This is a genomic window from Microbispora sp. CL1-1, assembly GCF_012034195.1.
Taxonomy (GTDB): Bacteria; Actinomycetota; Actinomycetes; order Streptosporangiales; family Streptosporangiaceae; genus Microbispora.
On record NZ_JAATEK010000011.1, the window covers coordinates 59623 to 85412 of the forward strand.

27 protein-coding genes are annotated in these 25790 nt (G+C 70.6%); 17 read left to right on the plus strand and 10 right to left on the minus strand.

Annotated features, from left to right (window positions below; all coding sequences use genetic code 11):
* Positions 1-55 precede the first annotated feature (55 nt).
* Complete coding sequence (locus tag HCK04_RS44210; protein WP_142648113.1) at positions 56-1636, minus strand: alpha/beta hydrolase; 1581 nt, start codon at positions 1634-1636, stop codon at positions 56-58.
* Between the two features lie 94 nt (positions 1637-1730).
* Between HCK04_RS44210 and HCK04_RS15940 the strand changes: the two genes are divergently transcribed.
* Both HCK04_RS15940 and HCK04_RS15945 read left to right on the plus strand, forming a co-directional pair.
* Positions 1731-2090, plus strand: a complete 360-nt coding sequence (locus HCK04_RS15940; RefSeq protein ID WP_142648114.1) for a hypothetical protein — start codon at positions 1731-1733, stop codon at positions 2088-2090.
* Between the two features lie 232 nt (positions 2091-2322).
* The gene (locus HCK04_RS15945; RefSeq protein WP_142623623.1) at positions 2323-3027 is read left to right on the plus strand and encodes a response regulator transcription factor; all 705 of its coding nucleotides are present in this window, start codon (positions 2323-2325) and stop codon (positions 3025-3027) included.
* On the opposite strand, the gene HCK04_RS15950 is transcribed toward HCK04_RS15945, so the two are convergent.
* Positions 3020-4237 carry a crosslink repair DNA glycosylase YcaQ family protein gene (locus tag HCK04_RS15950; protein ID WP_260617284.1) on the minus strand — a complete coding sequence of 406 codons (1218 nt, stop codon included), beginning with the start codon at positions 4235-4237 and terminating at the stop codon, positions 3020-3022. The two genes, HCK04_RS15945 and HCK04_RS15950, sit on opposite strands and share 8 nt — an antisense overlap.
* A 58-nt stretch (positions 4238-4295) precedes the next feature.
* Positions 4296-4568 carry an HGxxPAAW family protein gene (locus HCK04_RS15955; RefSeq protein ID WP_142648115.1) on the minus strand — a complete coding sequence of 91 codons (273 nt, stop codon included), beginning with the start codon at positions 4566-4568 and terminating at the stop codon, positions 4296-4298.
* A 219-nt stretch (positions 4569-4787) separates the two neighbouring features.
* On the opposite strand from HCK04_RS15955, the gene secA reads away from it, so the two are divergent.
* Positions 4788-7589 carry a preprotein translocase subunit SecA gene (gene secA / locus HCK04_RS15960; RefSeq protein ID WP_142648116.1) on the plus strand — a complete coding sequence of 934 codons (2802 nt, stop codon included), beginning with the start codon at positions 4788-4790 and terminating at the stop codon, positions 7587-7589.
* Between the two features lie 61 nt (positions 7590-7650).
* Here the strand turns inward: secA and HCK04_RS15965 are convergent, their stop codons facing one another.
* From HCK04_RS15965 to HCK04_RS15975, 3 genes are all read right to left on the minus strand, one after another.
* Complete coding sequence (locus tag HCK04_RS15965; RefSeq protein ID WP_142648117.1) at positions 7651-8103, minus strand: Rv3235 family protein; 453 nt, start codon at positions 8101-8103, stop codon at positions 7651-7653.
* Between the two features lie 276 nt (positions 8104-8379).
* Positions 8380-9714, minus strand: coding sequence for a PTS transporter subunit EIIC (locus tag HCK04_RS15970; RefSeq protein WP_142648118.1), 1335 nt, complete (start codon positions 9712-9714; stop codon positions 8380-8382).
* A 28-nt stretch (positions 9715-9742) separates the two neighbouring features.
* The gene (locus tag HCK04_RS15975; protein ID WP_142648119.1) at positions 9743-10483 is read right to left on the minus strand and encodes a GntR family transcriptional regulator; all 741 of its coding nucleotides are present in this window, start codon (positions 10481-10483) and stop codon (positions 9743-9745) included.
* A 154-nt stretch (positions 10484-10637) separates the two neighbouring features.
* Between HCK04_RS15975 and HCK04_RS15980 the strand changes: the two genes are divergently transcribed.
* The 7 genes from HCK04_RS15980 (at position 10638) to HCK04_RS16010 (ending at position 16506) form a co-directional block, all read left to right on the plus strand.
* Positions 10638-11672 carry an SIS domain-containing protein gene (locus tag HCK04_RS15980; protein WP_142648120.1) on the plus strand — a complete coding sequence of 345 codons (1035 nt, stop codon included), beginning with the start codon at positions 10638-10640 and terminating at the stop codon, positions 11670-11672.
* 32 nt (positions 11673-11704) lie between these two features.
* On the plus strand, positions 11705-11941 hold the full coding sequence (locus HCK04_RS15985) for a PTS glucose/sucrose transporter subunit IIB (protein WP_030509331.1): 237 nt from the start codon (positions 11705-11707) through the stop codon (positions 11939-11941).
* An 83-nt stretch (positions 11942-12024) separates the two neighbouring features.
* Positions 12025-12471: a PTS glucose transporter subunit IIA gene (locus HCK04_RS15990; RefSeq protein ID WP_142648121.1), complete on the plus strand. Its 447-nt coding sequence runs from the start codon at positions 12025-12027 to the stop codon at positions 12469-12471.
* Between the two features lie 4 nt (positions 12472-12475).
* Positions 12476-13126, plus strand: coding sequence for an HAD-IA family hydrolase (locus HCK04_RS15995; RefSeq protein ID WP_142648122.1), 651 nt, complete (start codon positions 12476-12478; stop codon positions 13124-13126).
* Between the two features lie 25 nt (positions 13127-13151).
* Positions 13152-13409 (plus strand): HPr family phosphocarrier protein, encoded by a 258-nt coding sequence (locus HCK04_RS16000; protein ID WP_142648123.1) that lies wholly within the window; start codon positions 13152-13154, stop codon positions 13407-13409.
* 29 nt (positions 13410-13438) lie between these two features.
* The gene (ptsP, locus tag HCK04_RS16005; RefSeq protein ID WP_142648124.1) at positions 13439-15142 is read left to right on the plus strand and encodes a phosphoenolpyruvate--protein phosphotransferase; all 1704 of its coding nucleotides are present in this window, start codon (positions 13439-13441) and stop codon (positions 15140-15142) included.
* A 56-nt stretch (positions 15143-15198) separates the two neighbouring features.
* Entirely contained in the window at positions 15199-16506 is a 1308-nt protein-coding gene (locus tag HCK04_RS16010; RefSeq protein WP_260617286.1) for a glycoside hydrolase family 3 protein, read from the plus strand.
* Here the strand turns inward: HCK04_RS16010 and HCK04_RS16015 are convergent.
* From HCK04_RS16015 to HCK04_RS16025, 3 genes are read right to left on the minus strand one after another with little or no spacing between them, the layout of a single operon-like run.
* Positions 16499-16780: a hypothetical protein gene (locus HCK04_RS16015; RefSeq protein WP_205830309.1), complete on the minus strand. Its 282-nt coding sequence runs from the start codon at positions 16778-16780 to the stop codon at positions 16499-16501. The two genes, HCK04_RS16010 and HCK04_RS16015, sit on opposite strands and share 8 nt — an antisense overlap.
* Positions 16765-17691, minus strand: coding sequence for a hypothetical protein (locus HCK04_RS16020; protein ID WP_142648125.1), 927 nt, complete (start codon positions 17689-17691; stop codon positions 16765-16767). Before HCK04_RS16020 ends, HCK04_RS16015 begins: the two co-directional genes overlap by 16 nt.
* Positions 17691-18023, minus strand: coding sequence for a hypothetical protein (locus HCK04_RS16025; protein ID WP_142648126.1), 333 nt, complete (start codon positions 18021-18023; stop codon positions 17691-17693). The genes HCK04_RS16020 and HCK04_RS16025 overlap by 1 nt, the downstream gene beginning before the upstream one ends.
* Before the next feature lie 83 nt (positions 18024-18106).
* Between HCK04_RS16025 and HCK04_RS16030 the strand changes: the two genes are divergently transcribed.
* The 5 genes from HCK04_RS16030 to HCK04_RS16050 all read left to right on the plus strand — a co-directional run bounded on the left by HCK04_RS16030 (position 18107) and on the right by HCK04_RS16050 (position 22013).
* A complete protein-coding gene (locus tag HCK04_RS16030; RefSeq protein ID WP_168065973.1) occupies positions 18107-18901 on the plus strand; it encodes a YbaB/EbfC family nucleoid-associated protein in 795 nt (264 codons plus the stop codon).
* Between the two features lie 40 nt (positions 18902-18941).
* Positions 18942-19616, plus strand: a complete 675-nt coding sequence (locus HCK04_RS16035) for an HAD family phosphatase (RefSeq protein WP_142648128.1) — start codon at positions 18942-18944, stop codon at positions 19614-19616.
* A gap of 24 nt (positions 19617-19640) precedes the next feature.
* Positions 19641-20147 carry a hypothetical protein gene (locus HCK04_RS16040; RefSeq protein WP_142648129.1) on the plus strand — a complete coding sequence of 169 codons (507 nt, stop codon included), beginning with the start codon at positions 19641-19643 and terminating at the stop codon, positions 20145-20147.
* Between the two features lie 44 nt (positions 20148-20191).
* Positions 20192-20824, plus strand: a complete 633-nt coding sequence (locus tag HCK04_RS16045) for an HAD hydrolase-like protein (RefSeq protein ID WP_142648130.1) — start codon at positions 20192-20194, stop codon at positions 20822-20824.
* A gap of 469 nt (positions 20825-21293) precedes the next feature.
* Positions 21294-22013: a haloacid dehalogenase-like hydrolase gene (locus HCK04_RS16050; protein WP_260617297.1), complete on the plus strand. Its 720-nt coding sequence runs from the start codon at positions 21294-21296 to the stop codon at positions 22011-22013.
* Positions 22014-22210: 197 nt separating this feature from the next.
* On the opposite strand, the gene HCK04_RS16055 is transcribed toward HCK04_RS16050, so the two are convergent.
* On the minus strand, positions 22211-23758 hold the full coding sequence (locus HCK04_RS16055; RefSeq protein WP_142648132.1) for a penicillin-binding transpeptidase domain-containing protein: 1548 nt from the start codon (positions 23756-23758) through the stop codon (positions 22211-22213).
* A 109-nt stretch (positions 23759-23867) separates the two neighbouring features.
* Between HCK04_RS16055 and HCK04_RS16060 the strand changes: the two genes are divergently transcribed.
* Both HCK04_RS16060 and HCK04_RS16065 read left to right on the plus strand, forming a co-directional pair.
* On the plus strand, positions 23868-24815 hold the full coding sequence (locus tag HCK04_RS16060; protein ID WP_142648133.1) for a LysR substrate-binding domain-containing protein: 948 nt from the start codon (positions 23868-23870) through the stop codon (positions 24813-24815).
* Positions 24816-24823: 8 nt separating this feature from the next.
* A complete protein-coding gene (locus HCK04_RS16065; RefSeq protein ID WP_240971470.1) occupies positions 24824-25747 on the plus strand; it encodes a serine hydrolase in 924 nt (307 codons plus the stop codon).
* The last annotated feature ends 43 nt before the right edge of the window (positions 25748-25790 follow it).

Genomic DNA, 25790 nt, shown 5'->3' on the forward strand with positions numbered 1-25790 from the left:
ACGAGCGCGAGCGGGGCCAAGAGCGTGGGGAGGAGGCGAAGCCTGAGCGGTGGGGTCATCTCTGGTCGGCTCCGGCTTCCGTGAGGGATTTTCCGACGATCTGCGCGATGTCCTGCGGGGCGAAGTAGCCGCCGAGGCCGGAGTCGGCGAGCGTTTTCGTCGTCAGAGCCATGAGCGTGGGTATGTCGGTGCTGCCGTTCATCACCCCTTTGATAATCGGCTCGAACGCCGTGGCGAGTTCGCCCGCCTTCCATTGCGGGACCCTGCTCTGCAGTTCCTTGACCAGGACCCGCACGTTGGCGGCGCCGAACTGCTCGTCATCCAGCTTTGGCGACCCCATAAAGGTCTGAACGCACCCGTCGCCGGTGAGGATGGTCTGTAGATTGTCCAAGCCCGTGTTCTTCGGTGTGTAGTACTCGGAGTGGCCGGACGACCGGCCGGTGGCCAGTCGGCGGATGTCGGCCATGTCCGCGGGATCCCTGCCGTGTGCTTCCGTATAGGACACCCAGTCGCCCGGGGCGCGCATGGCGAACACCTGGGTGCCGGGCCTCAGCTTGAGATCGGCCGCGCTCTTGATGGTGGGGCCGAGTCCCGGGCTCCCCATGAACACGACCGAGTCGAACGGCGTCCCCTCCTGCAGGGCCTTGCTGGACAGCAACGTGCCGTAGCTGTGGGCGAACAGCGCGAACTTCGCCCCCTTGGCCGCCTCCAGCCCCGCGCGGAACGAGTGGAGGGCGGGAGCACCAGCCTCGGCCTTGGCAGGGAGCACGGAGTCGCCGAACTCGGGCGTGTCGTAACCGAGCCAGGTGATTACGGCGCTCTCCGGGAGTTCCCTGCCAGAGTCGCGATCCTTCAAGAGAGCCACCGCATCGTTCGCGATGCTGTCGTAGTTGTCGAGCCGGTTGGTGATGCCGGGGACCATGACGGCGACGTGTTCGGCCTTGGCGAGGTCGCCGAAGACCTCCGCGACCTTTCCGTCGTCGGCCGGATCGAACAGCAGGAACTGGCGCGGGACGGACCGGCCGTCGCCGGTCACCCGCGGCTGGAGGAATTCCGTCATGCGGGCCACCCGCTTCTCCAGAAGCGTCACCTGGGGATTTTTGGGGTCGGTGGCCTTCAAGGCGGCCAGGTCCTTCTGTTCATGGGTGAGGGCGCGCTCGATCAGGAGCCGGTTGGCGGCGTAGCGCACTGTGGCCGGCGCGCCGTCCAGTCGCCCGACCACGTCGGGCTGTTCGATCGCGAGCCAGGATCGTTCGGCGGCGGTCAGTTTGCCGAAGAATTTTCGGATCGCCTGAACTCGCTGCTCCGGAGTGGATGCGGCGTTGTCGCTGATGACCTTTTTCAGGTCTTTCCGCAGCCGGATTTTGTCATCACCGGAAATGGTCCCGACTGCGGTGGTCAGGCCGAATGTGGACAATGCGCCGAATGGGTCCCCGCCCTTTTCCGCTGCGCGGACGATAGCGGCCCGGTTGCCCAGTTCTGTGGCGGTGTCCCCGGCCCACCGCAGCATGGCCGCCAGTGGAGTGGCCTGGGCCTGTCCCACGAGTTGGCAGGCCCGCTTGTAGTACTGCTCCGCCAGTTGTCGTTTGTCGGTGAGAAGCTTGGCCAGTTGTTCCAGATCGTCCGCGTCGACCACCCGTTCCGGCTCCACAGGACTAAAACCTAGCCCGTCGTTGCACAATGTGGAAGGATTCTTACGCCACCCGCCTGGATCGGATGGAATAACGGGGATGTCTCTGCATGATGATTTGAGCCGGTTGGCACATGAACATGAGGATCTGGCCGAGGCGATTGATGAAGTGCTGCAGCCGGTCGGCGTCCTGATGGACCGGATGAGTTGGAAGGGCCCGCATCGGGATCGGGTGCAGGCCGAGCTGGGAGCGATGCGGCGCGGCACCGGGACGGTCAGTGGAAGCCTGCGAGAACGGGCCGTGTTGCTCAGGGGCGCGGCGGCGGCCGTCCCCCCAACGCCCACACCAGGGATCTCGCAGCCGCCGTCTCCGGCGGATCTGGTGAGAGGAGTTCTCCGCCAGATGAGCCCAGTGGGGCCCGTCGTATCTGACGTGCTCTCCCGGTACGGCCTCCTCTGAGAAACCGGGCCTTACGATGCCGGCCGAAAAGCCGCGACATCGAAGCAGAGTGCGTGATTCGGGGGTGTGGGCACTTATCGTGAAGAGGATGAGCACGTTCCGCGCAGCAGGTGTCGTTCACCCAGGTATGTCCTGGTGCCGGGGGTAGTAACGCCTCGACGAAGATCCACACCGGTTCCCGAACCGTGCCATGATGGCGATCCAGCGTCCTTGGCCCCCGCAAGGAGGTTCCGTGACCCGACCCGACGAGGCGGCCCGAGCGGCCGGTCGCAGCGAGCCGATCCGTGTGCTGATCGTCGACGATCACGCGCTGATCCGCCGCAGCCTGGAGCTCGCGCTGGCCGCGGAGGCGGATATCGAGGTGGTCGGCGAGGCGAGCGACGGCCAGGAGGCCGTGGAGCTCGCGGACCGGTTGATGCCGGACGTGGTCCTGATGGACGTCCGCATGCCGAGGCTGGACGGCATCGGGGCGACCCGGAAGATCAAGGAGTCGGTGCCGAGCACCCGGATCATCATGCTCACCGTCAGCGACGAGGAGGAGGACCTCTTCGAGGCGATCAAGGCGGGTGCGACGGGCTATCTGCTCAAGGACGTCCAGATCGACGAGGTGCCCGACGCCGTGCGCGGCGTCCACGAGGGGCAGTCGCTCATCAACCCCGCGATGGCGGCCAAGCTGATCAGCGAGTTCGCGAACATGAGCCGCAAGGAGGCCGAGCGGCCTCCCCAGCTCCCGGTTCCCCGCCTGACCGACCGGGAGATGGAGGTGCTGCGCCTCGTCGCGAAGGGCATGAACAACCGCGAGATCGCCAAGGACCTGTTCATCTCCGAGAACACGGTGAAGAACCACGTCCGCAACATCCTGGAGAAGCTCCAGCTCCACTCGCGCATGGAGGCCGTGGTCTACGCAGTGCGCGAGCGGCTGCTGGAGATCACCTGATCGGCCGGCCCGGGCCGCCGGCCACCGCGGCGCGCAGCGGGGCCTCCAGGTCGGCCGCGCCGACCCGCTCCACCCGCACGTCGGTGCAGCCGACCCAGCTTGCGGCCTCCCACAGGGCGTCGCTCATGGCCTCCACGGCCCTGGCCCGGCCGCCGGGCTCGAAACCGACCTGCTTGGCGACCAGCGTGGCGCCCTCACGGGCGGGGTCGACCCTGCCGATGATCCGCCCGCCCGCGAGCACCGGCATCGCGAAGTAGCCGTGCACCCGCTTGTCCTTCGGGACGTACGCCTCCAGGCGGTGGTTGAGGCCGAACACGCGCTCGGCCCGCGCCCGCTCCCAGATGAGCGAGTCGAACGGCGACAGCGGCGTGGTGCGGTGCCGCCCACGCGGCTCGCTCTCCAGCGCCGCGGGGTCCGCCCAGGCGTTCGGTCCATGCGGGTCCGTGCCGCGCCGTGCGGGCCAGCCGGACACCCGTACGGGCACGAGGCCGGCGGCGCCGCTCAGCAGCGCCTCGTCGAGCATGGCGGCGTGTTTGCCCTTGACGCGGGTGAAGTCGACCAGGTCGGCCCGGGTCGCCACGCCGAGCGACCGCCCGGCGATCGTGGTCAGCCGGGTCACGCACTCGTCGTCGGACAGATCCTGGGCGAGCAGGTCCGCCGGGACGGCGCGCTCGGCGAGCTCGTAGACGCGCCGCCAGCCGACGCGGCGGGTGCAGACGACCTCACCGATGTCGAGCAGGAACTCGAGGGCGATCTTGGTGTCCGACCAGTCCCACCACGGCCCTCCGTTCTTGGCGCCGCCGATGTCGGCCGTGGTGAGCGGGCCGTCCGAGCGCACCTGCTCGAGGACCTTGTCGACCACGGGCGGCACCTCGTGCCAGCGGTAGCGCCGGTCCCGGTACGCGCGGCGGCGGAAGGCGTACAGCGGCCACTGCTCGATGGGCAGGATGCAGGCGGCGTGGCACCAGTATTCGAAGGCGCGGGCGGGATCGTCCCAATAGGCCCGCTCGACCGCGGAGCGGCCGACCGCCCCGAGGCGCGCGTACGCGACGAGCTCGTGGGAGCGGGCCAGGACGGAGATGGTGTCGAGCTGGACGGCGCCGACGCGCCGCAGCATGCCGGGGACGCCGCCGCCGCGGGCGGTGGCGCCGAGGAAACCCTGGGCCCGGAGGATGATCCTGCGGGCCTCGTCTGCGGTCAGGTCGGTCACAGCCAGAGATGCTAGACGCTGTGACCGACAAAACCCCTACGGCGGTTCGGGGGCTGCCTCAGGAGCTGATGGACCGGTGCTCGAAGGGCGAGTGGTGCTCCTGGACCGGGATCTGGCGGGGCGCGTCCACGATCACGTCCGAGAAGATGTCGAACGCGAGCGCGAGCAGCCCGCCGACCGTGCAGATGCCGACGCCGATCCAGACGAAGAGCCAGTTGGGGCCGAGGGTCAGCGCCACGCCCCCGAGCGTGAAGCCGATGAGGATGATGATGACGGCAAGCCAAGATTTGGCGCTTCCCGCGTGGCTGCCCTGGTGTCCGCTCTGTGCCATACCCCGTTTTCTACCTGATGGCAGTGGTGGTCGGAACATCGGGGGAACCCCTGGCGGCGGTTTTCCCCCATGAGTTATGCGATTGTGCCGCGGCGCTCCGTCGATAGCAGGTGGGTGTGTCTGGTACTGGAACCGCCTACGATGGCTAGCGGGGAAGTATGTCTCGTCCTCACACCCCGGTGATCAACCGAGGTAGACCTGCGAGGAGCTTTACTAAAAGTGCCAGCCATTCTCGACAAGATCCTTCGCGCCGGCGAAGGCAAGACTCTGCGGAAGCTCAAGCGCATCGCCGAGCAGGTCAACTCCATCGAAGAGGACTTCAAGAGCCTGTCCGACGCCGAGCTCCGCGCGCTGACCGCCGAGTACAAGCAGCGTCACGCCGAGGGCGAGTCCCTCGACGACCTGCTCCCCGAGGCGTTCGCGACCGTACGCGAGGCCGCCCGCAGAGTGCTCGGGCAGCGTCACTTCGACGTGCAGATCATGGGTGGCGCCAACCTGCACATGGGCAACATCTCCGAGATGCGCACCGGTGAGGGCAAGACGCTCACCTGTACTCTTCCCGCCTACCTCAACGCGATCTCGGGCAAGGGCGTCCACGTCGTCACGGTCAACGACTACCTGGCCAAGCGCGACGCCGAGACCATGGGCCGCGTCCACCGCTTCCTCGGCCTGGAGGTCGGGGTCATCCTGGCCAACATGTCGCCGGAGGAGCGCCGCAAGCAGTACAACGCCGACATCACGTACGGCACGAACAACGAGTTCGGCTTCGACTACCTGCGCGACAACATGGCGTGGTCGATCGAGGAGTGCGTCCAGCGCGGCCACAACTTCGCCATCGTGGACGAGGTCGACTCGATCCTGATCGACGAGGCCAGGACCCCGCTCATCATCTCCGGCCCGGGCGAGCAGTCGGGCAAGTGGTACCAGGAGTTCGCCAAGATCGTGCCCCGGCTGCGGCGCGGCACCGAGGGCAAGGACGGCGAGGAGAGCACCGGCGACTACGTCGTCGACGAGAAGAAGCGCACCGTCGGCATCCTCGAAGCGGGCGTGGAGAAGGTCGAGGACTGGCTCGGCATCGACAACCTCTACAAGCCCGAGCACACCCACCTCGTGCAGTTCCTCAACAACGCCCTCAAGGCCAAGGAGCTGTTCAAGAAGGACAAGGACTACATCGTCGTCGACGGCGAGGTCCTGATCGTCGACGAGTTCACCGGGCGCGTGCTGCACGGCCGTCGCTACAACGAGGGCATGCACCAGGCCATCGAGGCCAAGGAAGGCGTGAAGATCAAGGACGAGAACCAGACTCTCGCCACGATCACGCTGCAGAACTACTTCCGCCTCTACGACAAGCTCGCCGGCATGACCGGTACGGCGGCCACCGAGGCGAACGAGTTCCACCAGACCTACAAGCTGGGCGTCGTCCCGATCCCGACCAACCGGCCGATGGTCCGCAAGGACCAGCCCGACGTGGTCTACAAGACCGAGGACGCCAAGTTCCAGGCCTGCGTCGAGGACATCAAGGAGCGCTACGAGAAGGGCCAGCCGGTCCTCGTCGGCACCACCAGCGTCGAGAAGTCCGAGAAGCTGTCGCGGATGCTCAAGCGCCAGGGCGTGCCCCACGAGGTGCTGAACGCGAAGAACCACGCGCGTGAGGCCGCGATCGTCGCCGAGGCGGGCCGCAAGGGCGCCGTCACCGTGGCGACCAACATGGCCGGTCGAGGCACCGACATCATGCTCGGCGGCAACCCCGAGTTCCGCGCCGACCTTGAGCTGCACCAGCGCGGCCTGTCGCCGACGGAGACTCCGGAGGAGTACGAGAAGGCCTATCCCGAGGCGCTGGAGAAGGCCAAGGAGGCCGTGAAGGCCGAGCACGAGGAGGTCACCGAGCTCGGCGGGCTCTACGTGCTGGGCACCGAGCGGCACGAGTCGCGGCGCATCGACAACCAGCTCCGCGGCCGTTCCGGCCGTCAGGGCGACCCCGGTGAGTCGCGCTTCTACCTCTCGCTCGAAGACGACCTCATGCGGCTGTTCAACTCGGCCAGGGTCGAGATGATCATGACGCGGCTCAACATCCCGGACGACGTGCCGATCGAGTCGGGCATGGTCTCCAAGGCCATCGCCTCCGCGCAGCACCAGGTCGAGCAGCAGAACTTCGAGATCCGCAAGAACGTCCTCAAGTACGACGAGGTCATGAACCGCCAGCGCACGGTGATCTACGCCGAGCGGCGGCGGGTGCTGGAGGGCGCCGACCTGCACGAGCAGGTCCGCGGCTTCGTCACCGACGTCGTGGACGACTACGTCAAGGGCGCCACGGCCGAGGGTTTCGCCGAGGAGTGGGACCTCGAGAAGCTGTGGAAGGCGTTCGGCCAGCTCTACCCGATCTCCTTCACCGTCGACGAGCTCATCCAGCAGATCGGTGGCGACCGCGAGGAGCTCACGGCGGAGATCATCGCCGAGAAGGTCAAGGAGGACGCGCTCGCGGCCTACGACCGCCGCGAGGAGCAGCTCGGCTCCGAGGCGATGCGCGAGCTGGAGCGCCGGGTCATCCTGTCGGTGCTCGACCGCAAGTGGCGCGAGCACCTCTACGAGATGGACTACCTCCAGGAGGGCATCGGCATGCGTGCCTATGCCCAGAAGGACCCGCTGATCGAGTATCAGCGCGAGGGCTACGAGATGTTCTCCGCGATGCTCGACGGCATCAAGGAGGAGTCGGTCGGCTACCTGTTCAACCTCGAGGTCGAGGTGCAGGCCAACCCGATCGTCGAGGAGAACGCCGAGGAGGACACGGCGCTCGCCGAGACCGGCTCGATCATCGCCCGCGCGCTGCGGCAGCCGTCGCGGCCGACCGAGATGGTCTACACCGCGCCGGGCGAGAGCGGCGACGTGGAGGTCAACCGGGTGCGGTCGACCCCCGAGCAGCGCGCCGCGTACGGTGACACCGAGCGCAACGCGCCCTGCCCCTGCGGCTCGGGCAAGAAGTACAAGCGCTGCCACGGCGACCCGCGCAACCAGCAGGCGTGACCTGAGAGCGTGACCTGAGAGGGACCCCGCCGGGCGATGCCCCGGCGGGGTCCTTCGCGTCCTACGCCGTCTCGAAGTCGGTGACCAGCCACTGCACGCCCCGCCGCTCCAGCCGTACGGCGAGCACGCGGCTGCGCGTCCCGCAGTGGACGAGCAGGCACATCTCGATGACTCCGTCGCGGGGGCGCTGCACGTGGGGGAGGCCGGTCAGGGGCGGCCGCTCGGTATCGATCATCTTCCCGGCCCGGACCAGCTCGCGGTAGGCCCGCTCGGTCAGCCGGTCATGGACGGTCTCCGGCGGCCTGCGACCGGCCAGGACCTCCGCGAGCGCCTGGCCGAGCCCCCGCAGGCGGCGCTCGTCCGTGGGCGTGCCCGTACGGGCCGGGAGGGGGGCCAGGGCGAGTGCGCCGTACGTGGCGGGATGGGTGATGTGGCCGCCGCCGTCACGCTCGTCGTAGGGAGGATCGGCCGGGGGGACGGACGCGAGCCGTGGCAGGGGGACGGGCTTGGGCATCGGGACTCCGCTCTCTGCGCCGTGAACCTGACTGACGTCTTAAAGAGGTTGCGGTCATCCGCCCTGATACGAGAAAACGCCAACTTTGCCGAGCCGCGGGCCTTTGTGCAGAGGTTCGTCCGGGAAGATTCCGGCCAGGTTCCCGCGGGTTGGCGGGGTCACCGCGGATTTGGGCGCGGGCCTGCCGGCCATTAGCGGCATCCGCAATGCGGGAAAACAACAGGGGCGCCCGGGATCACCGGGCGCCCCTGCTCCCTGAGAGGGGAACCTGACGCGTCAGGCGCGGGCCCGCGCCGTGTCGGCGCTCTCCCCCGAGTCCACGTCGGGCTCGGGTTCGCGACCGGGCGTCATGATGTTCAGCTTCTTGATCAGGAAGCTGAAGATCACGTAGTAGACGACGAAGTAGATGACGCCGATCAACATGATCAGCCAGAAGTTGTGCGTGTTGTCCTTCGTCGCGTTCAGGGCGGCGTCGATCGCGCCGGCGGAGAACCCGAAGCCGAGCCGTCCGTCGAGGGCCGCGACCACGGCCATCGAGATGCCGGTGAGCAGCGCGTGGGCCGCGAACAGGATCGGGGCGACGAAGATGAACGCGAACTCGATCGGCTCGGTGATGCCGGTGACGAACGAGATCAGGGCGGTGGAGAGCATGATGCCGCCGACCGTGGCGCGGCGGTGCGGCGGCGCGGCCCGCCACATGGCGATCGCGGCGGCCGGCAGGCCGAACATCATGACCGGGAAGAAGCCCGCCATGAACGCGCCCGCGCCGTCCTGGCCCGCGAAGTAGCAGTTCAGGTCGCCCGTGGCGTGCGTGGCGCCGACGGTGCACTCCGGCACGGTGAACCAGACGATCGAGTTGACGAAGTGGTGCAGGCCGAAGGGGATGAGGCCCCGGTTCACGATCCCGTAGATGCCCGCGCCGATCGTGGCGTTGCCGGCGAGCCAGTCGCCGAAGCTGCTCAGGCCCTGCCCGATCGGCTGCCAGATCAGGCCGAAGACCACGCCGAGGACGAGCCCGGCCAGCGCGGTGAGGATCGGCACGAAGCGGCGGCCGCCGAAGAAGGCCAGATAGGCGGGGAGTTTCGTCCGGTAGTACTTCTGCCACAGGATGGCCGCGACAAGGCCCATGAGGATGCCGCCGAGCACTCCGGTCGGGTTGGCCGACGCGAGGTTGAGCACCTCTGTCGGCTTGCCGTCCGCCCCCAGGACGGACTGGACCACCTTCGTGTGCACCGCCGAGTCCGCGGAGGCGTCGAAGAACATCAGGTGGGTGACCCGGTCCCAGACGAGGTAGCCGACCACGGCCGCAAGGGCGGTGGAGCCGTCGGCACGGCGGGCGAAACCGACCGCGACGCCGACCGCGAACAGCAGCGGCAGCGCGTCGAACAGTGCGCCGCCCGCGCCGCCGATGACCTGAGCGATCTTGTCGAGCGTCGCGTTGTCCGTACGGCCGAGGAGGTCGTCCTGGCCGATCCGGAGCAGGAGAGCCGCGGCGGGCAGCGCGGCGATCGGAAGCATCAGCGAGCGGCCGATGCGGGAAAGCGCGGTCATCACCGCGTTCTGGCCGGCAGGTGCTGCGGGCAGGCCCGCGTCGGCGGAGGTGGAACTCATCTGGTGTTCCTCCAGGATGGGGGGACTACTAGAGGCGTCGGGCCGGGGCTCCGAGGAGCGTCCGGAGCTGGTAGCGGTCGGCGCGATAGGTGGAGACGCCGAGTTCGGCGCATACCCCGCCGGCGAAGGACCGGCGCTGCAGCAGCAGCACGGCCCCGCCCCGGGGCAGTTTGAGCAGATCGGCGTCGCTCGGGTCGGCGAGCCCGCCGTCGATGGTCAGCTCCCCGGCGTCCATCACGAGTCCGTAGCGCGACTCGAGCAGGGCGTACAGGGATCGTCCGGTCAGGTCGTAGGCATCGAGATCGGGTGCGAGCGCCACCGGGATGTGGGCGCGCTCGATGCTCAGCGGTTCCCCGTCCGCCGTGCGCAGCCGCTCGATGAAGTGGACGGCGTCTCCCGGCTGGATGCCGAGCTGCCGTGCGAGGTGGGCACTGGCCCGGACCACCCGCCGGTCCAGGTCGCGGGAGCCCGGCTCCATGCCGCGCGCCCGCATGTCGTCGGTGAAGGAGGTGAGTTGGAGCGCCAGCTCGATTTTCGGGCGGGCCACGAACGTTCCCTTACCCGGGACGCGGTGCAACCGGCCCTCGGACACCAGGTGGTCGACGGCCTGTCGTACCGTCATACGAGACAGGTCGTAACGCTGGCTCAGGTCACGCTCGGAGGGGATCGCCGCGCCGATCGGCAGCTCGTTGCTCTCGATGAGGTCGAGCAGGATCTCCCGTAGCTGGAAATACTTGGGCACCGGGCTGTCCGGATCGATCTGGGCCACTGATCCCTCCCCTCTCGCTCAGGATCGTCCGAATAAGTTAAGGTTCTTACTGGTCTAGTCCGGACTAGACCACAGCCGGGAAATGTGTGTCAATGTATGGGCCGGCGACGGATCGATAACGGACAAATCTCGCCAGAGCAGAGGGAGATCATCAATGACGACCAGGATGCGCGGTGAGATCGCCGAGCAGCCCGCGGCGATCCGGGCGACGCTGGACGCCCTTCTGCCGAGGACCGGTGAAGTCGAGGCGGTCGCACGCGACACGCGCCACTTGCTGTTCGTCGCCCGCGGGACCTCGGACAACGCGGCGGTGTACGGCCGTTATCTGATCGAGGCGCGGGCGGGCCGGATGGCCGCCATGGGCGCCCCCTCGGTCGCCACCATCTACCGCCGCAAGCTCGACCTCGACGGCGTGCTGGCCGTGGGCCTGTCCCAGTCGGGCCGTACGGAGGAGATCGTCGAGACCCTCCAGTGGGCGAAGGACTGCGGCGCGAAGACCGTCGCGATCACCAACGGCGGCGAGGAGTCGCCGCTGGCCCAGGCCGCCGACCTCGCGCTGTGCACGCTCGCCGGCGAGGAGAAGGCCGTCCCGGCCACGAAGACCTACACGACCCAGCTCGCCGCGCTGGCCGTGCTCGCCATCGGCCTCGGCGCCGACGTCGACCCCGACGACCTGCGCCGGGTGCCGGACGCGGTGGAGAAGCTGATCTCCGACCCCGGTGACCTGGACGCCGTCGTCGAGGGCCTGGCAGACAAGCCCGGCGTCGTCGTGTCCGGCCGCGGCCTGGCGTTCTCGACCGCGCTGGAGCTGGCGCTCAAGCTCAAGGAGGCGTGCTACCTGCACGCCATGGGCCTGTCGTACGCCGACCTGCTGCACGGCCCGATCGCGGTCGTGGACGCCGAGACCCCGGCGATCCTGGTGGCGGCGGGGGAGGGCCCGACGCTGGCGGGCACGGTCGCGCTGGCCGAGCGGGTCACCGGCGCGGGCGCCGCCGCCTTCGGCGTCGGGGGCGGCGAACGGCTCGCCGCGGCCTCGACCGCCGCCCTGAACGGTCCGGACCTGCCCGAGTGGGTGGCCCCGCTGGGACTCATCGTCCCCGGGCAGTTGCTCACCGAGGCGCTCGCGCGCAGGCTCGGTATCGACCCCGATTCCCCCCGCGGTCTGAAGAAGGTCACGCAGACCGACTGACGGCAGGCCGTTCGATACAACAGGAGGACCCCATGGCTGCAGACGCCGAGGCGATCATCGCCGGGCTCGGTGGCGCCGACAACATCATCGAAGTGGAGCCGTGCATCACCCGGCTGCGCACCGAGGTGCACGACGCCTCGAAGGTGGACCAGGCCGCGCTCAAGGCGGCCGGCGCCCACGGAGTGATGGCGGCGGGCAACGTCGTCCAGGTCGTGGTGGGCCCCGAGGCCGACACCATCGCCAGCGACATCGAGGACATCATCGGCTGAACCGGGAGATCGTCGCGGGTCCGCCGGTCTCTTCGGCCGGACCTGTGACGACGCCTGCCCGGATCTCAGGGAAGGGCTCTTCATTGACGACTGTTCTCGCCCCGGTCGCGGGGGCGGCCATCGGTCTCGCCGCCGTGCCGGACCCGGTGTTCGCGCAGGCGATGGTCGGCCCGGGGACCGCGATCGACCCCCTCAGGGAGCCCGTCGAGGCCCTGGCCCCGATCGACGGCACGATCGTGAAGCTGCACCCGCACGCGTACGTCGTGGTGGGGGACGACGGCAGGGGCGTGCTGGTGCATCTCGGCATCGACACCGTGCAGCTCAAGGGCGAGGGCTTCCGCCTGCTCGCGGCCGAGGGGGACCGCGTCGGCGCGGGGCAGCCCGTCGTGGCCTGGGACCCCGCGGCGGTCGAGGCCGGCGGGCGCTCGCCGGTCTGCCCGGTGGTGGCGCTCGACGCCGTGGCGGACTCCGTCGGCGGGCTCGCCGAGGGCAGCGTGAGCGCGGGCGACCCGCTCTTCGAGTGGTCGTGATCAGGTGACCGCTCAGGTGACGACGGCCGCGCTCTTCGACCTCGACGGCACTCTGGTCAACACCGAGATCCGCAACCGTGCCCTGTGGCGGATGTTCCTGGAGGACCACGGCATCACGTTCGACGACACGCTGTTGCGAAGCGTCGTGGGCCGTCGCGGGGTGGACGTCATCCCCGAGGTGCTGCCCGGTCTGGACCCGCAGGTTGTGATGGAGGAGATCCGCTCCTATTACGACCATCCGGACCTGCCCGACATCGTGCCGGTGCCGGGGGCGGCGGAGCTGGTGGCCCGGGTGGCGGAGCAGGGGGCTCCGCTGGCCCTGGTCACCTCGGCCCAGCGATGGTGGGCGGTGGAGCGGCTCACCGAGATCGGCGTGGTGGAGATGGTGCGGACCATCGTCTCCGCCGAGGACGTGACCGTGGGGAAGCCGGACCCGTCCGGCTATCTCAAGGCGGCGGATCTGCTCGCCGTGGACCCGGCCGCGTGTGTGGTGTTCGAGGACTCGCTCGCGGGGATAGCGGCGGCCCGGGCCGCGGGTATGACCTGCGTCGCGGTGGCCACCACGCATCATCCGGATGAACTGTCACACGCGGATCTGGTAGTACCCGATATGTCGGGTATTGACTGGCCTTTGACGGAACTACCGGCGGTCTAGACCACCGCCGCAGGAGGAGGAAATCGTGGCCGAACGCACAGTCAGCGTCGCGTCCGAGGTCGGGCTGCACGCCCGCCCGGCGGCGACGTTCGTGCAGACCGCGGCGAAGGCGCCCTACGACGTCACCGTCGCCAAGGCGGGCGGCTCGCCGGTGAGCGCGAAGAGCATCCTGTCGGTCCTCGCGCTCGACGTACGGCAGGGGGAGTCGATCGTCATCCGCGCGGAGGGCGACGGCGCCGAAGAGCTGCTCGACGAGCTCGCCAAGATCGCCTCGGCCTCCTGACGCCAGTGGACGGGCAGCGGACGACGGGGATGACAGCGGGGGACGAGACCGGCACTGTGCTGGCCGGCACTGGGGTGAGCCCGGGCGCGGGATATGGGCCGGCCCATGTGCTCGCGGGTGAGATCCCCGAGCCCGACAAGGAGGCGCGCCACGACGGCGACGCCGCCGCCGAGCGGTCCCGCGCGGAGCGGGCGGTCGAGGAGGTGGCCGCCGACCTGGAGGCGCGCGGCGCCCGGGCGGGCGGCGAGGCCCAGGAGGTGCTCGGCGCGCAGGCGCTGATGGCCCGCGACCCGAGCCTGGCCATGGAGGTCGGCGAGCTCATCGAGCAGGGCGTGGCCGCCCCGCGCGCCGTCTTCGACGCCTTCGGCAGATATCGGGACCTGCTCGCGGCGGCCGGCGGCTATCTGGCCGAGCGCGTGACGGACCTCGACGACATCCGCGACCGGGTGATCGCCGTGCTCACCGGGCTGCCCATGCCCGGCGTGCCCACCAGCGCCGACGAGCCGTTCGTGCTCATCGCCAAGGACCTCGCCCCCGCCGACACCGCCCTGCTGTCCAAGGACGTGGTCGCCGCGTTCGTCACCGAGCAGGGCGGGCCGACCAGCCACACGGCGATCCTCGCCCGCTCGATGGGCGTGCCCGCCGTCGTGGGCTGCGCCGGTGCGACCGCGATCGCCCCCGGCACCCCCGTGCTGGTCGACGGCGCGTCCGGGCAGGTGCTGCTCGCCCCGGACCCGGCCCGCGTGACCGAGGCGCGCGCCGCCGACGAGGCGCGGCGGGCGGTGCTGTCGGCGGCCACCGGCCCCGGCGCGACCGCCGACGGCCACCCCGTTCCCCTGCTCGCCAACATCGGCGGCCCCCGCGACCTGGAGAGCGCGCTGGCCAACGGCGCCGAGGGCGTCGGCCTCTATCGCACCGAGTTCCTCTTCCTCGACCGGGAGACCGCGCCGTCGGGAAGCGAGCAGGAGGAGGCCTATCGGGCGGTGTTCGAGGCGTTCCCCGAGGGCCGTGTGGTGGTGCGCACGCTCGACTCGGGCGCCGACAAGCCGCTGGCGTTCCTGCCGCCGCCGGAGGAGGAGCCGAACCCGGCGCTCGGCGAGCGCGGCCTGCGCATGTTCCGCCGCTATCCGGAGATCATGACCGCCCAGCTGGGCGCGCTGGCCAGGGCCGCCGCCGGCGTCTCGGCCAAGGTGCAGGTCATGGCGCCCATGGTGGCCACCGTCGAGGAGGCCGAGTGGTTCGCCGAGGCCTGCCGTACGGCGGGGCTCGACGGCGCGGGCATCATGATCGAGGTGCCGTCGGCGGCGCTGCGGGCGGCGGACCTCATCCGGGCCGTCGAGTTCTTCTCGATCGGCACCAACGACCTCACGCAGTACGCACTCGCCGCCGACCGCCAGGTCAGCGCCGTCGCCGGGCTGCAGGACCCGTGGCATCCGGCCGTGCTCGACCTGATCGCGACGGCGGCCTCCGCCGCCTCCGCGGCGGGCAAGGGCTGCGGGGTCTGCGGCGAGGCCGCGGCCGATCCGGTGCTCGCCTGCGTGCTGGTCGGCATGGGCGTCACCTCGCTGTCCATGGGCGCCCCCGCGCTGCCCTGGGTGCGCGCCGCCCTGGCGCGGCACACGCTCGCGCAGTGCCGCGACGCCGCCGCCGCGGCGCGTTCGGCCACGTCGGCGCAGGCCGCGAAGGCCGCCGCGCGGGCGGAGCTGCCGGGCCTGGACGCGCTCGCGCTCTGACCGGCCGTGACCGGGTTCCGGCCCGGTCACGGCCGGACCCGGATACGGTAAAGAACGTGCCACGAATCAGACACGGTCTCGGCATGATCGCCGCCCTTCTCGTGACCGGATGCGGGCCGGGCATCGGCGCGAGCCCGGCGCCCTCGCCCCGCGCGTCGGCGCCGGTGTCGGCCAAGCCGTCCGCCACGCCGTCGGCCACGCCGTCGGCACGGCCCTCGGGGAGCCTGGCCGAGCGGACGCTCGCGGAGATGAGCCTGCGCGACAAGGTGGCACAGCTCTTCACCATCGTGGTGTGGGGTCAGAAGGCCGGCGCGGCGAGCAAGGAGAACGAGGCACGGTACGGCGTGGCCACGCCGGCGCAGGTCGTGGAGAAGTTCCGCCCCGGCGGGGTGATCCTGTTCGACTGGGCGGGCAACGTCTCCGGCGCGAGCCAGGTGGCCGCGCTCACCACCGGCCTGCGCGAGGCGGCGGCCAAGGCGGGCAACGCGCCGCTGATGATCGGCGTGGACCAGGAGAACGGCCTGGTCTCCCGGCTCAAGTCCGTCGTCACCACGTTTCCCGGCGCGTCGGACATCGGGAAGACCCGCAAGCCGGCGAACGCGCGCGACGTCGCCAGGGCGACCGGGGAGGAGCTGCGCGACCTCGGCATCTCGCTCGACTTCGCGCCGGTCGCCGACGTCAACATCAACCCGCGCAATCCCGTGATCGGCCCCCGGGCGTACGGCGCCGACCCGGGGAAGGTGGCCGCGATGGTCGGGGCGGCGGTGGACGGCTTCCACGCGGCGGGTGTGGCCTCCGTCGCCAAGCACTTCCCCGGCCACGGGGACACCTCGGTCGACAGCCACACGGGGCTGCCGGTCATCACTCACTCGAAGTCACAGTGGCGGAAGCTGGACGCGCCGCCGTTCCGGGAGGCGATCGCGCACGGGGTGGACGCGATCATGTCGGCGCACCTGGTGATGCCGAAGCTCGACCCCTCGGGCGACCCCGCCACGCTGTCCCCCCGCATCCTCACCGGCCTGCTCCGCGACGAGCTCGGCTTCGACGGCGTGATCAGCACCGACGCGCTCGACATGGCCGGGGTGCGCAAGAAGTACGGCGACGCCGAGGTCGCCGTGCGGGCCGTGCTCGCCGGTGCCGACATCCTCCTCATGCCGCCGAACCTGCCCAAGGCGTACGACGCCGTCCTCGCCGCGGTGAAGTCGGGCCGGATCTCCGAACGCAGGATCGACCAGTCGGTGCTGCGGATCCTGCGGCTGAAGGAGAAGCGCGGCCTCTTCGGCCCGATCCGCACCGACCCCGGCGCGGTGAGGTCCGCCGCCCACCTCAAGATCGCAAAGCGCGTCTTCGCCGCCGTCAAGTGACGTCAGGCGCGTCCTCCGCGTCCTCCGCGTCCTCGACCGGCTCGTCGGGGTCGGTGTAGTCGAAATACACCGTGATGGACGGCCAGTCGGCGCCGTCGTCGGTGATCTCGTTGTGCATGATCAGGTCGTACACCTCGATCTGGCCCAGCTCCTCGATCGTGGTCGCGACCCGGCGGAGCAGCGCGGGAATGCTGTCCTGGCCGATCCCTTCGGGATTGTTCTGGGTGAAGTGGTGCATTCGATTAGTGATCGGCTTGGTCACGAAGATCCCCACCGGCGCTTCTTCTTGCCCTGATTGCTCTGGTTCTGCTGGCCCTGCTGCTGATTCTGCTGCCGGCTCGACTGGTCCGTCTGGGTGCCGCGCTTCTGCGCGTTGCGCTCACCGTCGAGCTTCTCACCGGTCTTCACCTTCTGCTCCGCCGCCTTGGCCGCCTTCCTGTCGTACGGCTGACCGGCCTTCTTGGCGTCCAGCGCGGCCTGCTCGGCGGGGGAGAGCTGTGGGCCGGTCTGCCGGGAGTAGGGCTTGCGGCTCCTGGCCATGTCGAGCTTGACGCCGCCGCGGGGCCCCGCCGTGCCCGTCGTCCGCACCGGCGCTCCCCGCAGCGGGACGTGGGGGCCGGCCGCTCCCGCCAGGGACGGGCCACCGCCGAAGGGGCCGCGGGTGTTCTTGAGGATGCGTTCCAGCGGTTCGGTGATGTGCCGCGTGACGGCCGGGGCCAGCACCCGGGCCCCGCCCTCCTCGGCCTCCCTGAGGATCTTCCGCATGGCGTAGCGGGTGGCGAGAAGCCCGGCCGTGGCCGAGGCCGCGGCGAACGGACCGCCCGCGACGAGGACCGAGGCCAGCCTCGTCGCGCCCGCGACGGCCTGGCTGATGATGGCCACCTTCGTGGCGGTCACCGCGGTGGCGGTGCCTTCGAGCACCGCCGGCGCGTACGCGGCGGCCCCGACGGCCGTGCGGAGGTGTTCTGCGGTGCCGGCCTTGTTCCAGTTGGTGCGCATCGCGTCGGCGGACACGCCCTGGTAGACGCCCGGCAGCCGCCTGACCTCGTTCTCCGCGCCGGCTCCTCCGGAGGCGGCGCCGGCCTGCACGACCTGCCAGGGGCGGATTTCCGCGCGGATGTCGGCCTCGTCGATCTTCGGGAAGTTGACCAGGCTCGCGATCGGCTGCGCCCAGTCGGGCGGCATCAGGCCCATGTGAGGCCCGCCTCGTCGGCGGCCGTCGAGATCTGGCGCCCCGCGTCGCCCTCGGCGTCCGACACCCGCCGGCTCGCGACCGCGAGCGCGTCGCCGTGGCCGCTCACATTCCCCCCGAGGTGCGCGTACGCCTCGACGGCGGTCAGGGCGCCGCGGTTGTAGGCGGCCACGAAGGCGCCGAACAGGCCGTCGTCGCCCCACGAGGCGGAGCCCGCCCGCTCGCGCAGATGAACGAGGGCGGTCACGAACTCGTCGCCGTGCTCGGTCAGGCGAAGGGAAGCGCTGTTCACACCGCTGTGCTCGATGCCAAGTTCCCCGTGCATGCGCCGCACGTTAGCATGACCCGCGAATTACGGACGGGTGAATTGCACAGTAAAAGCCTTTTGTTCTTTTTATGGAGGAACGCTTGTCCTTGTCGTTTCCGGGCGGCAGTGATCTGGAGCTGCTGGAACAAATGATTCGCCAGGCCGAGGACGTCATGCGCGGCCTCGCGGACATCCAGGCCCAGATCCGGCGGGTCACCGGCGAAGGGGAGGCCGCCGACGGCCAGGTGCGGGCCAGGGCCGACGGCCGGGGACAGGTGACCGCGATCATCCTGGACCCCCGGGTCATGCGGCTCGACTCGGCCGTCTTGAGCGCGGAGGTCACGAGGGCGGCCAGGACCGCCCAGGACGCCGCGAAGGAACGGACGGACGAGCTCGTCGCCGCCGCCCATACCAGGGCGACCGGGCTGGCCGCCCCGCTCGACGAGACGTTCGTGCGTTATCGGTTCGATCAGCTCGCGCAGGAGCTGGACGCGGGACCGGACGCCTTCGCCCCCGATCGGCGCGAAACCGGCGACCTGGAGCAGGACGCGCGGCGGGCCGAGCGGATCGAGTCCTGGCTGGCGGACGGGGAGCGCGAGATCGAGGCCGTCACCGGTCGCGGCCGGGCGGCGGACGGCCGGATCCAGGCCGTCACGACGGCGCACGGCCTGGTGCGCGAGGTCGTCATCGAGCCTCGTGCCATGCGCCTGCCCAGCCGGACGCTGGCCGAGGAGCTCCTGCTGGCCCTGCGCCGGGCGCAGGAGGACGCGGAACAGCAGTGCCGTCAGATGGTGAACGACGCGCTGCGGGAGCTGGCGCCCGGCGAGTCGTTCGGCCCGGACGCCGTCGACGAGTGGTTCGGCGGGTTGCTCAAGCCGTTCGAGCGGCCCGGCTGACCACTCCCTATATTTGTAGGCACGTCGGCTGGGAGGCGCGGTGCTCAAGGGTGTGCTGATCGACTGGGGCGGGGTTCTGACCACGAGCCTGGCCGAGTCGATCGCGGAGTGGATCGAGGCGGACCGGATCGATCCCCGGCACTACCGGGACGTGATGCGCGCGCTGGTCGCGCAGGCATACCGGGCCGGCGTCGAGCCGGGCGGGGAGAACCCGATCCACGCGCTCGAACGCGGCGAGATCCCGGTCCTGGAGTTCGAGCGCGCCCTGGCGGCCCGGCTGGTGACCCTCGACGGCGGACCGCCGGAGGCCGACGGCCTGCTGACCCGGATGTTCGCCGGGTTCCGGCCGGTCGAGGAGATGAACGAGATGCTCCGCCAGGCCCGGGCGGCCGGGCTCGGCACCTGCCTGGTGTCCAACTCCTGGGGCGACCACTATTCGCGGGAGGACTGGGAGGCCCTCTTCGACGCGGTCGTCATCTCGGGAGAGGTCGGCATGCGCAAGCCCGAGGAGCGGATCTTCCGGCATGCGCTCGGCCTGCTGGGGCTCGACGCGGGGCAGTGCGTGTTCGTCGACGACATCGAGGCGAACATCGTGGCGGCCCGCGCGATCGGCCTGGTCGGCGTCCACCACAGCGATCCCGCGGAGACCATCGCCGAGATGGAGCGCCTGTTCGGCCTGCCTCTCCGCGAGCCCGGCGCCGCCGCCCGTCCATAGCCGCAAGATTGATTCGAGGAACGCATGCGCGTTTATCTGCCGTCCACCATCCCCGCGCTGGCGCGCATCGTCGCCGCGGGGGAGCTGGGCCCGGCCCCGCTGACCGGGTTCGCGGTCACCCCCGCGCTGATCGAGTGGTACGCCTCGGGCGACACCGAGGAGCTGGAGTACGTCGCGCTGACCGAGGCCGCCCGGGCCTCCCTGCGCATGCTGGCCGCCGACCGCGCGGACGGCGCCCAGACGGCCGCCCGGCGTGTGGTCATCGCGGCCGAGGTGCCCGACGAGACGGTGAAGACCGGGGCCGACCTGGAGGAGCGCGCCCGGGTGCGGGTGCTGGAGCCGGTCCCGATGCGGCTGGTCGCCGCCGTCCACGTGGACGACGCCGACGCCCTGCCCGACGTGGAGGCGGCCATCGCGGCGCTGCCCGCGGCCGACGGCGGGGACGACGACGCGCAGTTCGTCGTGGACGGCGCGGAGGACCACGAGCTGCTGTGGTACGCGACCCAGGAGATCCCCGACCTGCTCACCTGAGCTTCACGGATCTGTCACACCCGGCGTCTAAGCTGGGGGACAAGATGACACACATTGTTTGGGACTGGAACGGGACGCTCTTCCACGACATCGACGCCGTCGTCGGCGCGACCAACGAGCTCTTCGTGCCGTACGGCCTGGGGCCGTACGACGCGGACGGCTTCCGCGAGGTGTACACCCGCCCCATCTGGGTGGCGTACGAGCGGATGCTCGGCCGGCCGCTCAGGGAAGGCGAATGGGAACTGCTCGACGCGGGCTTCCACGAGCACTATCACCGCCTGATGGAGGCGTGCAGCCTCGCCGAGGGTGCGGTGTCGAGCCTGCGCGCCTGGCAGGAGTCGGGCCGCACGCAGTCGCTGCTGTCCATGTGGGGCCACGAACGGCTGGTCCGCAAGACCGGCGAGTTCGGCATCGACGGCCACTTCACCCGGATCGACGGCTCGCGCTCGGCGACCGGCGGCCACAAGGCCGAGCACATGGTGGAGCACCTGCGTGCGCTCGGCCTCGACTCGGCGAAGGTCGTGGTCATCGGTGACAGCGTGGACGACGCCCACGCGGCCCAGCACGTCGGCGCCCGCGCCATCCTCTACACCGGCGGCATGACCAAGCGGTCGGAGCTGGAGGGCGTCGGCGTCCCCGTGGTGGACACGCTGGCCGACGCCCTCGATCTCGTCTGATCAGCGGGCCTGGCGTCCTCCTCCAGCAGCCATCGGGGTTTGGCCCTGCGCGGCGGCCGGTAGAGCCGCTTGACCGCCACACCTCCGACGACGAACGACGCGAAGAGGAACAGGCCGGTGATCGCGTCCCAGGTCTCCTGGCCGGAGACCCGGGTGTAGGCGAGCATCACGGCCCACATCGCGAACATAACGGCCCCGGGGAGCTGCGCGAACGGCAGGTTGCGCAGCTCCTTGGGGAGGTCGGCGCCGTCCGCCCCACTTGGCGCCGCGCGTCTCGATCCGGTCGGCCTTGGCGTCGCACCACATGCTCCGCCCGTTGCCCCCGGTCGGCAGCTCGTACTGCTCGGGCTCGCCGGTTCGTTACCCGTCCCGTCTGGGAGGGGTTATCAAGGCGGTTGTGGATACACCGGACACTCCGCGTGGGCCGTACGCTGAGCACGATCCACACCGCACCCCCACGGAGGCCGCGATCAACCGCCTCGTTCTCTGGAACATCGACCTGACGCTCGTCGACGTCGCCATCGTCACCCGCGACGCCTACGCGGACGCGTTCCGGATGGTGACAGGGCGACCGCTGGTCAAGCTCGCACCGGCGCTGGGCCGCCCCGACTCGGAGATCATCTTCGAGACCCTGGCCGTCAACGGCATCGCCGTCGAGGACTATCACCTGCCGAGATTCGTCGACGCGCTGGCCGTCTGCTTCGCGGAGCGGCGCGGGCGGCTGTCCAAGGACGGCCGCGCGCTGCCCGGCGCCAAGGACGCGCTCAAGGCCGTGTCACGCCTCGACGGCGTCGTGCAGTCGGTGCTCACCGGCACCATCAAGAGCAATGCCGTGCACAAGCTCAAGGCGTTCGGGCTGGACAAGTGGATCGACGTCGAGGTGGGCGGCTACGGCGAGGAGGTCTATCCGAAGGCCACCCTGCTGCAGGTTTCGCAGGGGCGGGCCAAGGCCCGGTACGGCGCCGTCTTCACCGCGGGCAACACCGTCCTCATCGGCGATTCCACGCGTGACGTCCAGGCGGCGAAGATCGGTGGCGCGGCCATGATCGGCGTGGCGTCGGGGCGTTCCACGGCCGCCGAGCTGCGCGAGGCCGGCGCGGACATCGTGCTGTCCGACCTGTCCAACTTCTCCGAAGTCGTCGCGGCCGTCGCCCGCCTGACCACTCCGGCCGACCGTACGGCCCACTGAACGGCCCACTGAACGACCCACTGACCCCGGACTCGGTGGGGCGCCGACCGCATACGGGCGCGGCCTGAACGTTTCAGCGCCGCGGCCGCTCCAGATGACGTGGGTCCTTTCGGCCTCTCCGCGTCCGGCTGAACGTCCCCGGCCGGCCGTACTGAGCGTCGTCACAGCGCCTTGCGGAGTCACAGGGCCTTGGGGAGTCACAGTGCCTTGAGGAAGCGGGCCGCGACGGGGGCCGCCACCTGTGCTCCGGTGCCGCCGCCCTCGACCACGACGGCGAAGGCCAGGTCGCCCTTGTAGCCGATGAACCACGAGTGCGTGGGCGGGTTCTTGCCGCCATCGGCCGAGCCGTATTCGGCGGTGCCGGTCTTGCCCGCCGTACCGGCGGGGAAGGAGATGCCGCTCGCGGTGCCCTCGCTGACGACGGCGGGCATGAGGCGGCGCAGCGCGGACACGACCGCGGGCTCCAGCGAGCGTGGGGGCGTGCCGCCCTCCGGGACGAGTGAGGCCGGGACCAGCCGGGGCTGCCGCCAGGTGCCGGCGGCGATGGCGCCGGCGACGGCGGCCATGTTCAGCGGGCTGGCCAGGACGCGCCCCTGGCCGATTGCCGCGGACGCGAGATCGGTGTCGTCATGCGGTGCTGGGAAGGCGGCGTCCACGGCGGGCACCCCGATCTTGATGCTGGCGCCGAAACCGAAGTCGGAGGCCACCTTGGACAGGCGATCGGCGCCGAGGCGCCGCACCGCCATGTCGCCGAACGTCGTGTTGCACGAGTGGGCGAAGGCGTCGACGAAGCGCAGCGTGCCGTAGTCGTGGAACTCGGCGTTGTGGAACGGGAAGCCGCCGATCGTCTTCTCGGCCGGGCACTCGACGGTCTGGCCGGGCGTGACGCCACCGGCGACCAGGGCCGAGGCAGTCACGATCTTGAAAGTCGAGCCCGGGGGGTACGCGCCGAGCAGGGCGCGGTTGTATCCGCCCGGCTTGTTGACCACCGCGAGGACCTCGCCCGTGGAGGGGCGCAGCGCGACGAGCGAGGCGGGCTTGTCCACGCCCTCAAGGGCCTGCGCACCCGCCTGGTGCACCCGCAGGTCGAGGGTGGTCGAAAGCGGCTTGCCGGGCTTCGATCCGCCCTCGGCCAGTGTGGCGACCTTCGAGCCCGTACGGCTGTCGACCAGGTCGGCCCGGGCGGACGCGGTGCCGGTCAGGCGCGAGGCGTACTGCTCGCGCAGCCCCTCGACGATCTGCTGCACGGAGCCGGGGGCGTCCGGTGTGTCGATGCGGGTGCCGTCGGCGGCGGTGATCGGCGCGCGCTCGGCGGGCACGGTGGTGAGCTTGGCCCGGACACCGTTGCCCATCCGGGGATGGATGGCAGTCGAGGTCCATGCCACCTTCCAGGCGCGGTCGCTTTCGACCAGGTGCAGCCTCCCGTCGTACGCGATGGGCAGCGGGCCGGTCAGCCGCGCCCGGAACCGCACGGTGTCGTCCTGGACGCTCGTCACCTGGAATCGCTGCCCCGTGAGCTTCAGGTCGTCGTGGAAGCGGCGGTAGGTGCTTTCGAAGCCGGCCGGCGGGTCGGCGACGAGCGTCCGCATCGCCGCGTAGTCCGAGCGTGACCACGCCGCGAGGAAGTCCCGCGCGGTCTCCTCGGGTGATCCCTTCGTCCGCAGCGCCCACACCGTGACCCCCGCGGCCACTACCGGCACGAGCACCGCCGCCGTGACGTACGGCCAGCGCCTGCGCTCTCGCATGCGTCCCCCTTCGGATCGAGTGCACGCCATAGAGCAGCAGATCGACCGGAAGGATGTCCAATATGGATATCAACGTGCTTCATGTTCGGTTCGGATATGCTCCCAGCTCGTGGACTTGGTCCGGCATCTCGGCTACTTCCTGGTTGTGACGGAAGAGCTGCATTTCGGGAACGCGGCCGCGCGGCTGGGGATGGCCCAGCCGCCGCTGAGCCAGCGCATCAAGCGGCTGGAGGAGGAGCTGGGCGTGCGCCTGTTCGAGCGGTCGAGCCGGCGGGTGGCGCTGACGGAGGCGGGGCGGCTGCTGGTGCCCGAGGCCCGCGAGATCGTGGCCAGGGTCGAGCGGATGCGCGACCTCATGTCCGACCTCGCGCGTGGCGACGCGGCGGTGGTGCGGGCGGGCGTCCCCGCCGACCTGGGCGCCGCCGTGCTCGCCGCGCTCATCGCGGGGTTTCGCGAGCGCCGCCCCGACGTACGGCTGTCGCTGACCGAGATGGGCACGGCCGCGCAGGTCACCGCGTTGCTGGAGGGCAGGCTCGACGTAGGGCTGCTGCGGCATCCGGTCGCCGCGAACGGGCTCGCGTACGGGCCGGTGCTCGTCCGGCATCCGGGGGTCCTGCTGGCGGAGGACGACGAGCTGACCGCGTGGGCGACCGTGCACCTCGGCGACCTGGCCGGGCGCGACCTGGTGCTGTTCTCCCGGGACGCCGAGCCCGGCCTGTACGACGACACGCTGGCCTCGTGCCGCCGGGGCGGCTTCGTCCCCGCCGAGATCGTCTGCACCGACCGCGTGGAGTTCGCCCTCGGCCTGGTCCTTTCCGGCACGGCCGTCACGTTCGGCGCTCCTGCCGAGGTGCCGGGGGTGGTGTGGCGGCCCCTCGCGGGCGCGCCCCTGGCCTGGCGCTGCTCCCCGGCCTGGCGGGCCGAGCCGGGGCCGTACGTGCGAGACTTCACGACCGTGGCCGTACAGGTGCTGAAAGAGAGCGCCGGCATGGTGGACGAAGGTGTGCCGCCCGCGCCGCGCGTGGCGCCGCGCCCGGCGACCGGGTTCCTCGCATGACACCCGACATGACACGCGGCACGACGCGCGGCACCACACGCGACATGAGTCCCGGCATGAACCCGATGGAACGGGTCTTCCGGTCCGCCGGCGTCATGGGGTGGCTGCACGTGGTCGACATCGACGACGGGCGCGAGGTGGGCCTGCGTGCCGACGAGCCGGTGGTGCTCGCGTCGGTCTTCAAGGTGGCGCTGGTGCTGGAGCTGCACCGTCAGGCCGAGCGCGGGCTGTTCGACCTCACCGAGCGCGTCCGCGTGCCGGGCGCGGACCGTACGGGCGGGGGCACCGGGCTGGCGGCGATGCTGGACGACGCGACGCTGTCGCTGCGCGACCTGGCCTACCTGATGATGGCGGTGAGCGACAACACTGCGGCCGACGTGCTGCTCGCCCGGGTGGGCAGGGAGGCGGTCAACACGCTGCTCGACGGCCTCGGGCTGACGGCGACGCGGGTGACGCAGGACTGCCGCGAGATGCTCACCAGCCTGCGGGTGGACGCGGGTGTGGCGGACCAGTCGGACGTGAACCAGGCGTGCACCGACCCCGAGGTGGTGGCGCGCCTGAGCGCGCTCGACCCGGCGGTGGCCAACCGGAGCACGCCACGCGAGATGACCCGGCTGCTGTCCATGATCTGGCGGGACGAGGCGGCGGGAGCGGCCTCGTGCGCGGCGATCCGTCGTCTCATGGCGCTGCAGGTGTGGCCGCACCGGCTGGCCTCGGGGTTCCCGTTCGACGATGTCGCGGTGAGCGGCAAGACGGGCACGCTGCCCACGCTGCGCAACGAGATCGGGGTGGTGGAGTATCCCGACGGCGGGCGCTACGCCGTGGCCGTGTTCACCCGGTCGTACGGCACGGCGCAGAACCAGCCGCGGGCCGACGCCGCGATCGGGACCGCGGCGCGGATGGCGATCGACCAGCTCAGAACCCACATATGACAGGCCCTTTCTATGTGGGCGGGGAGGGTGACATGCGGCGCAA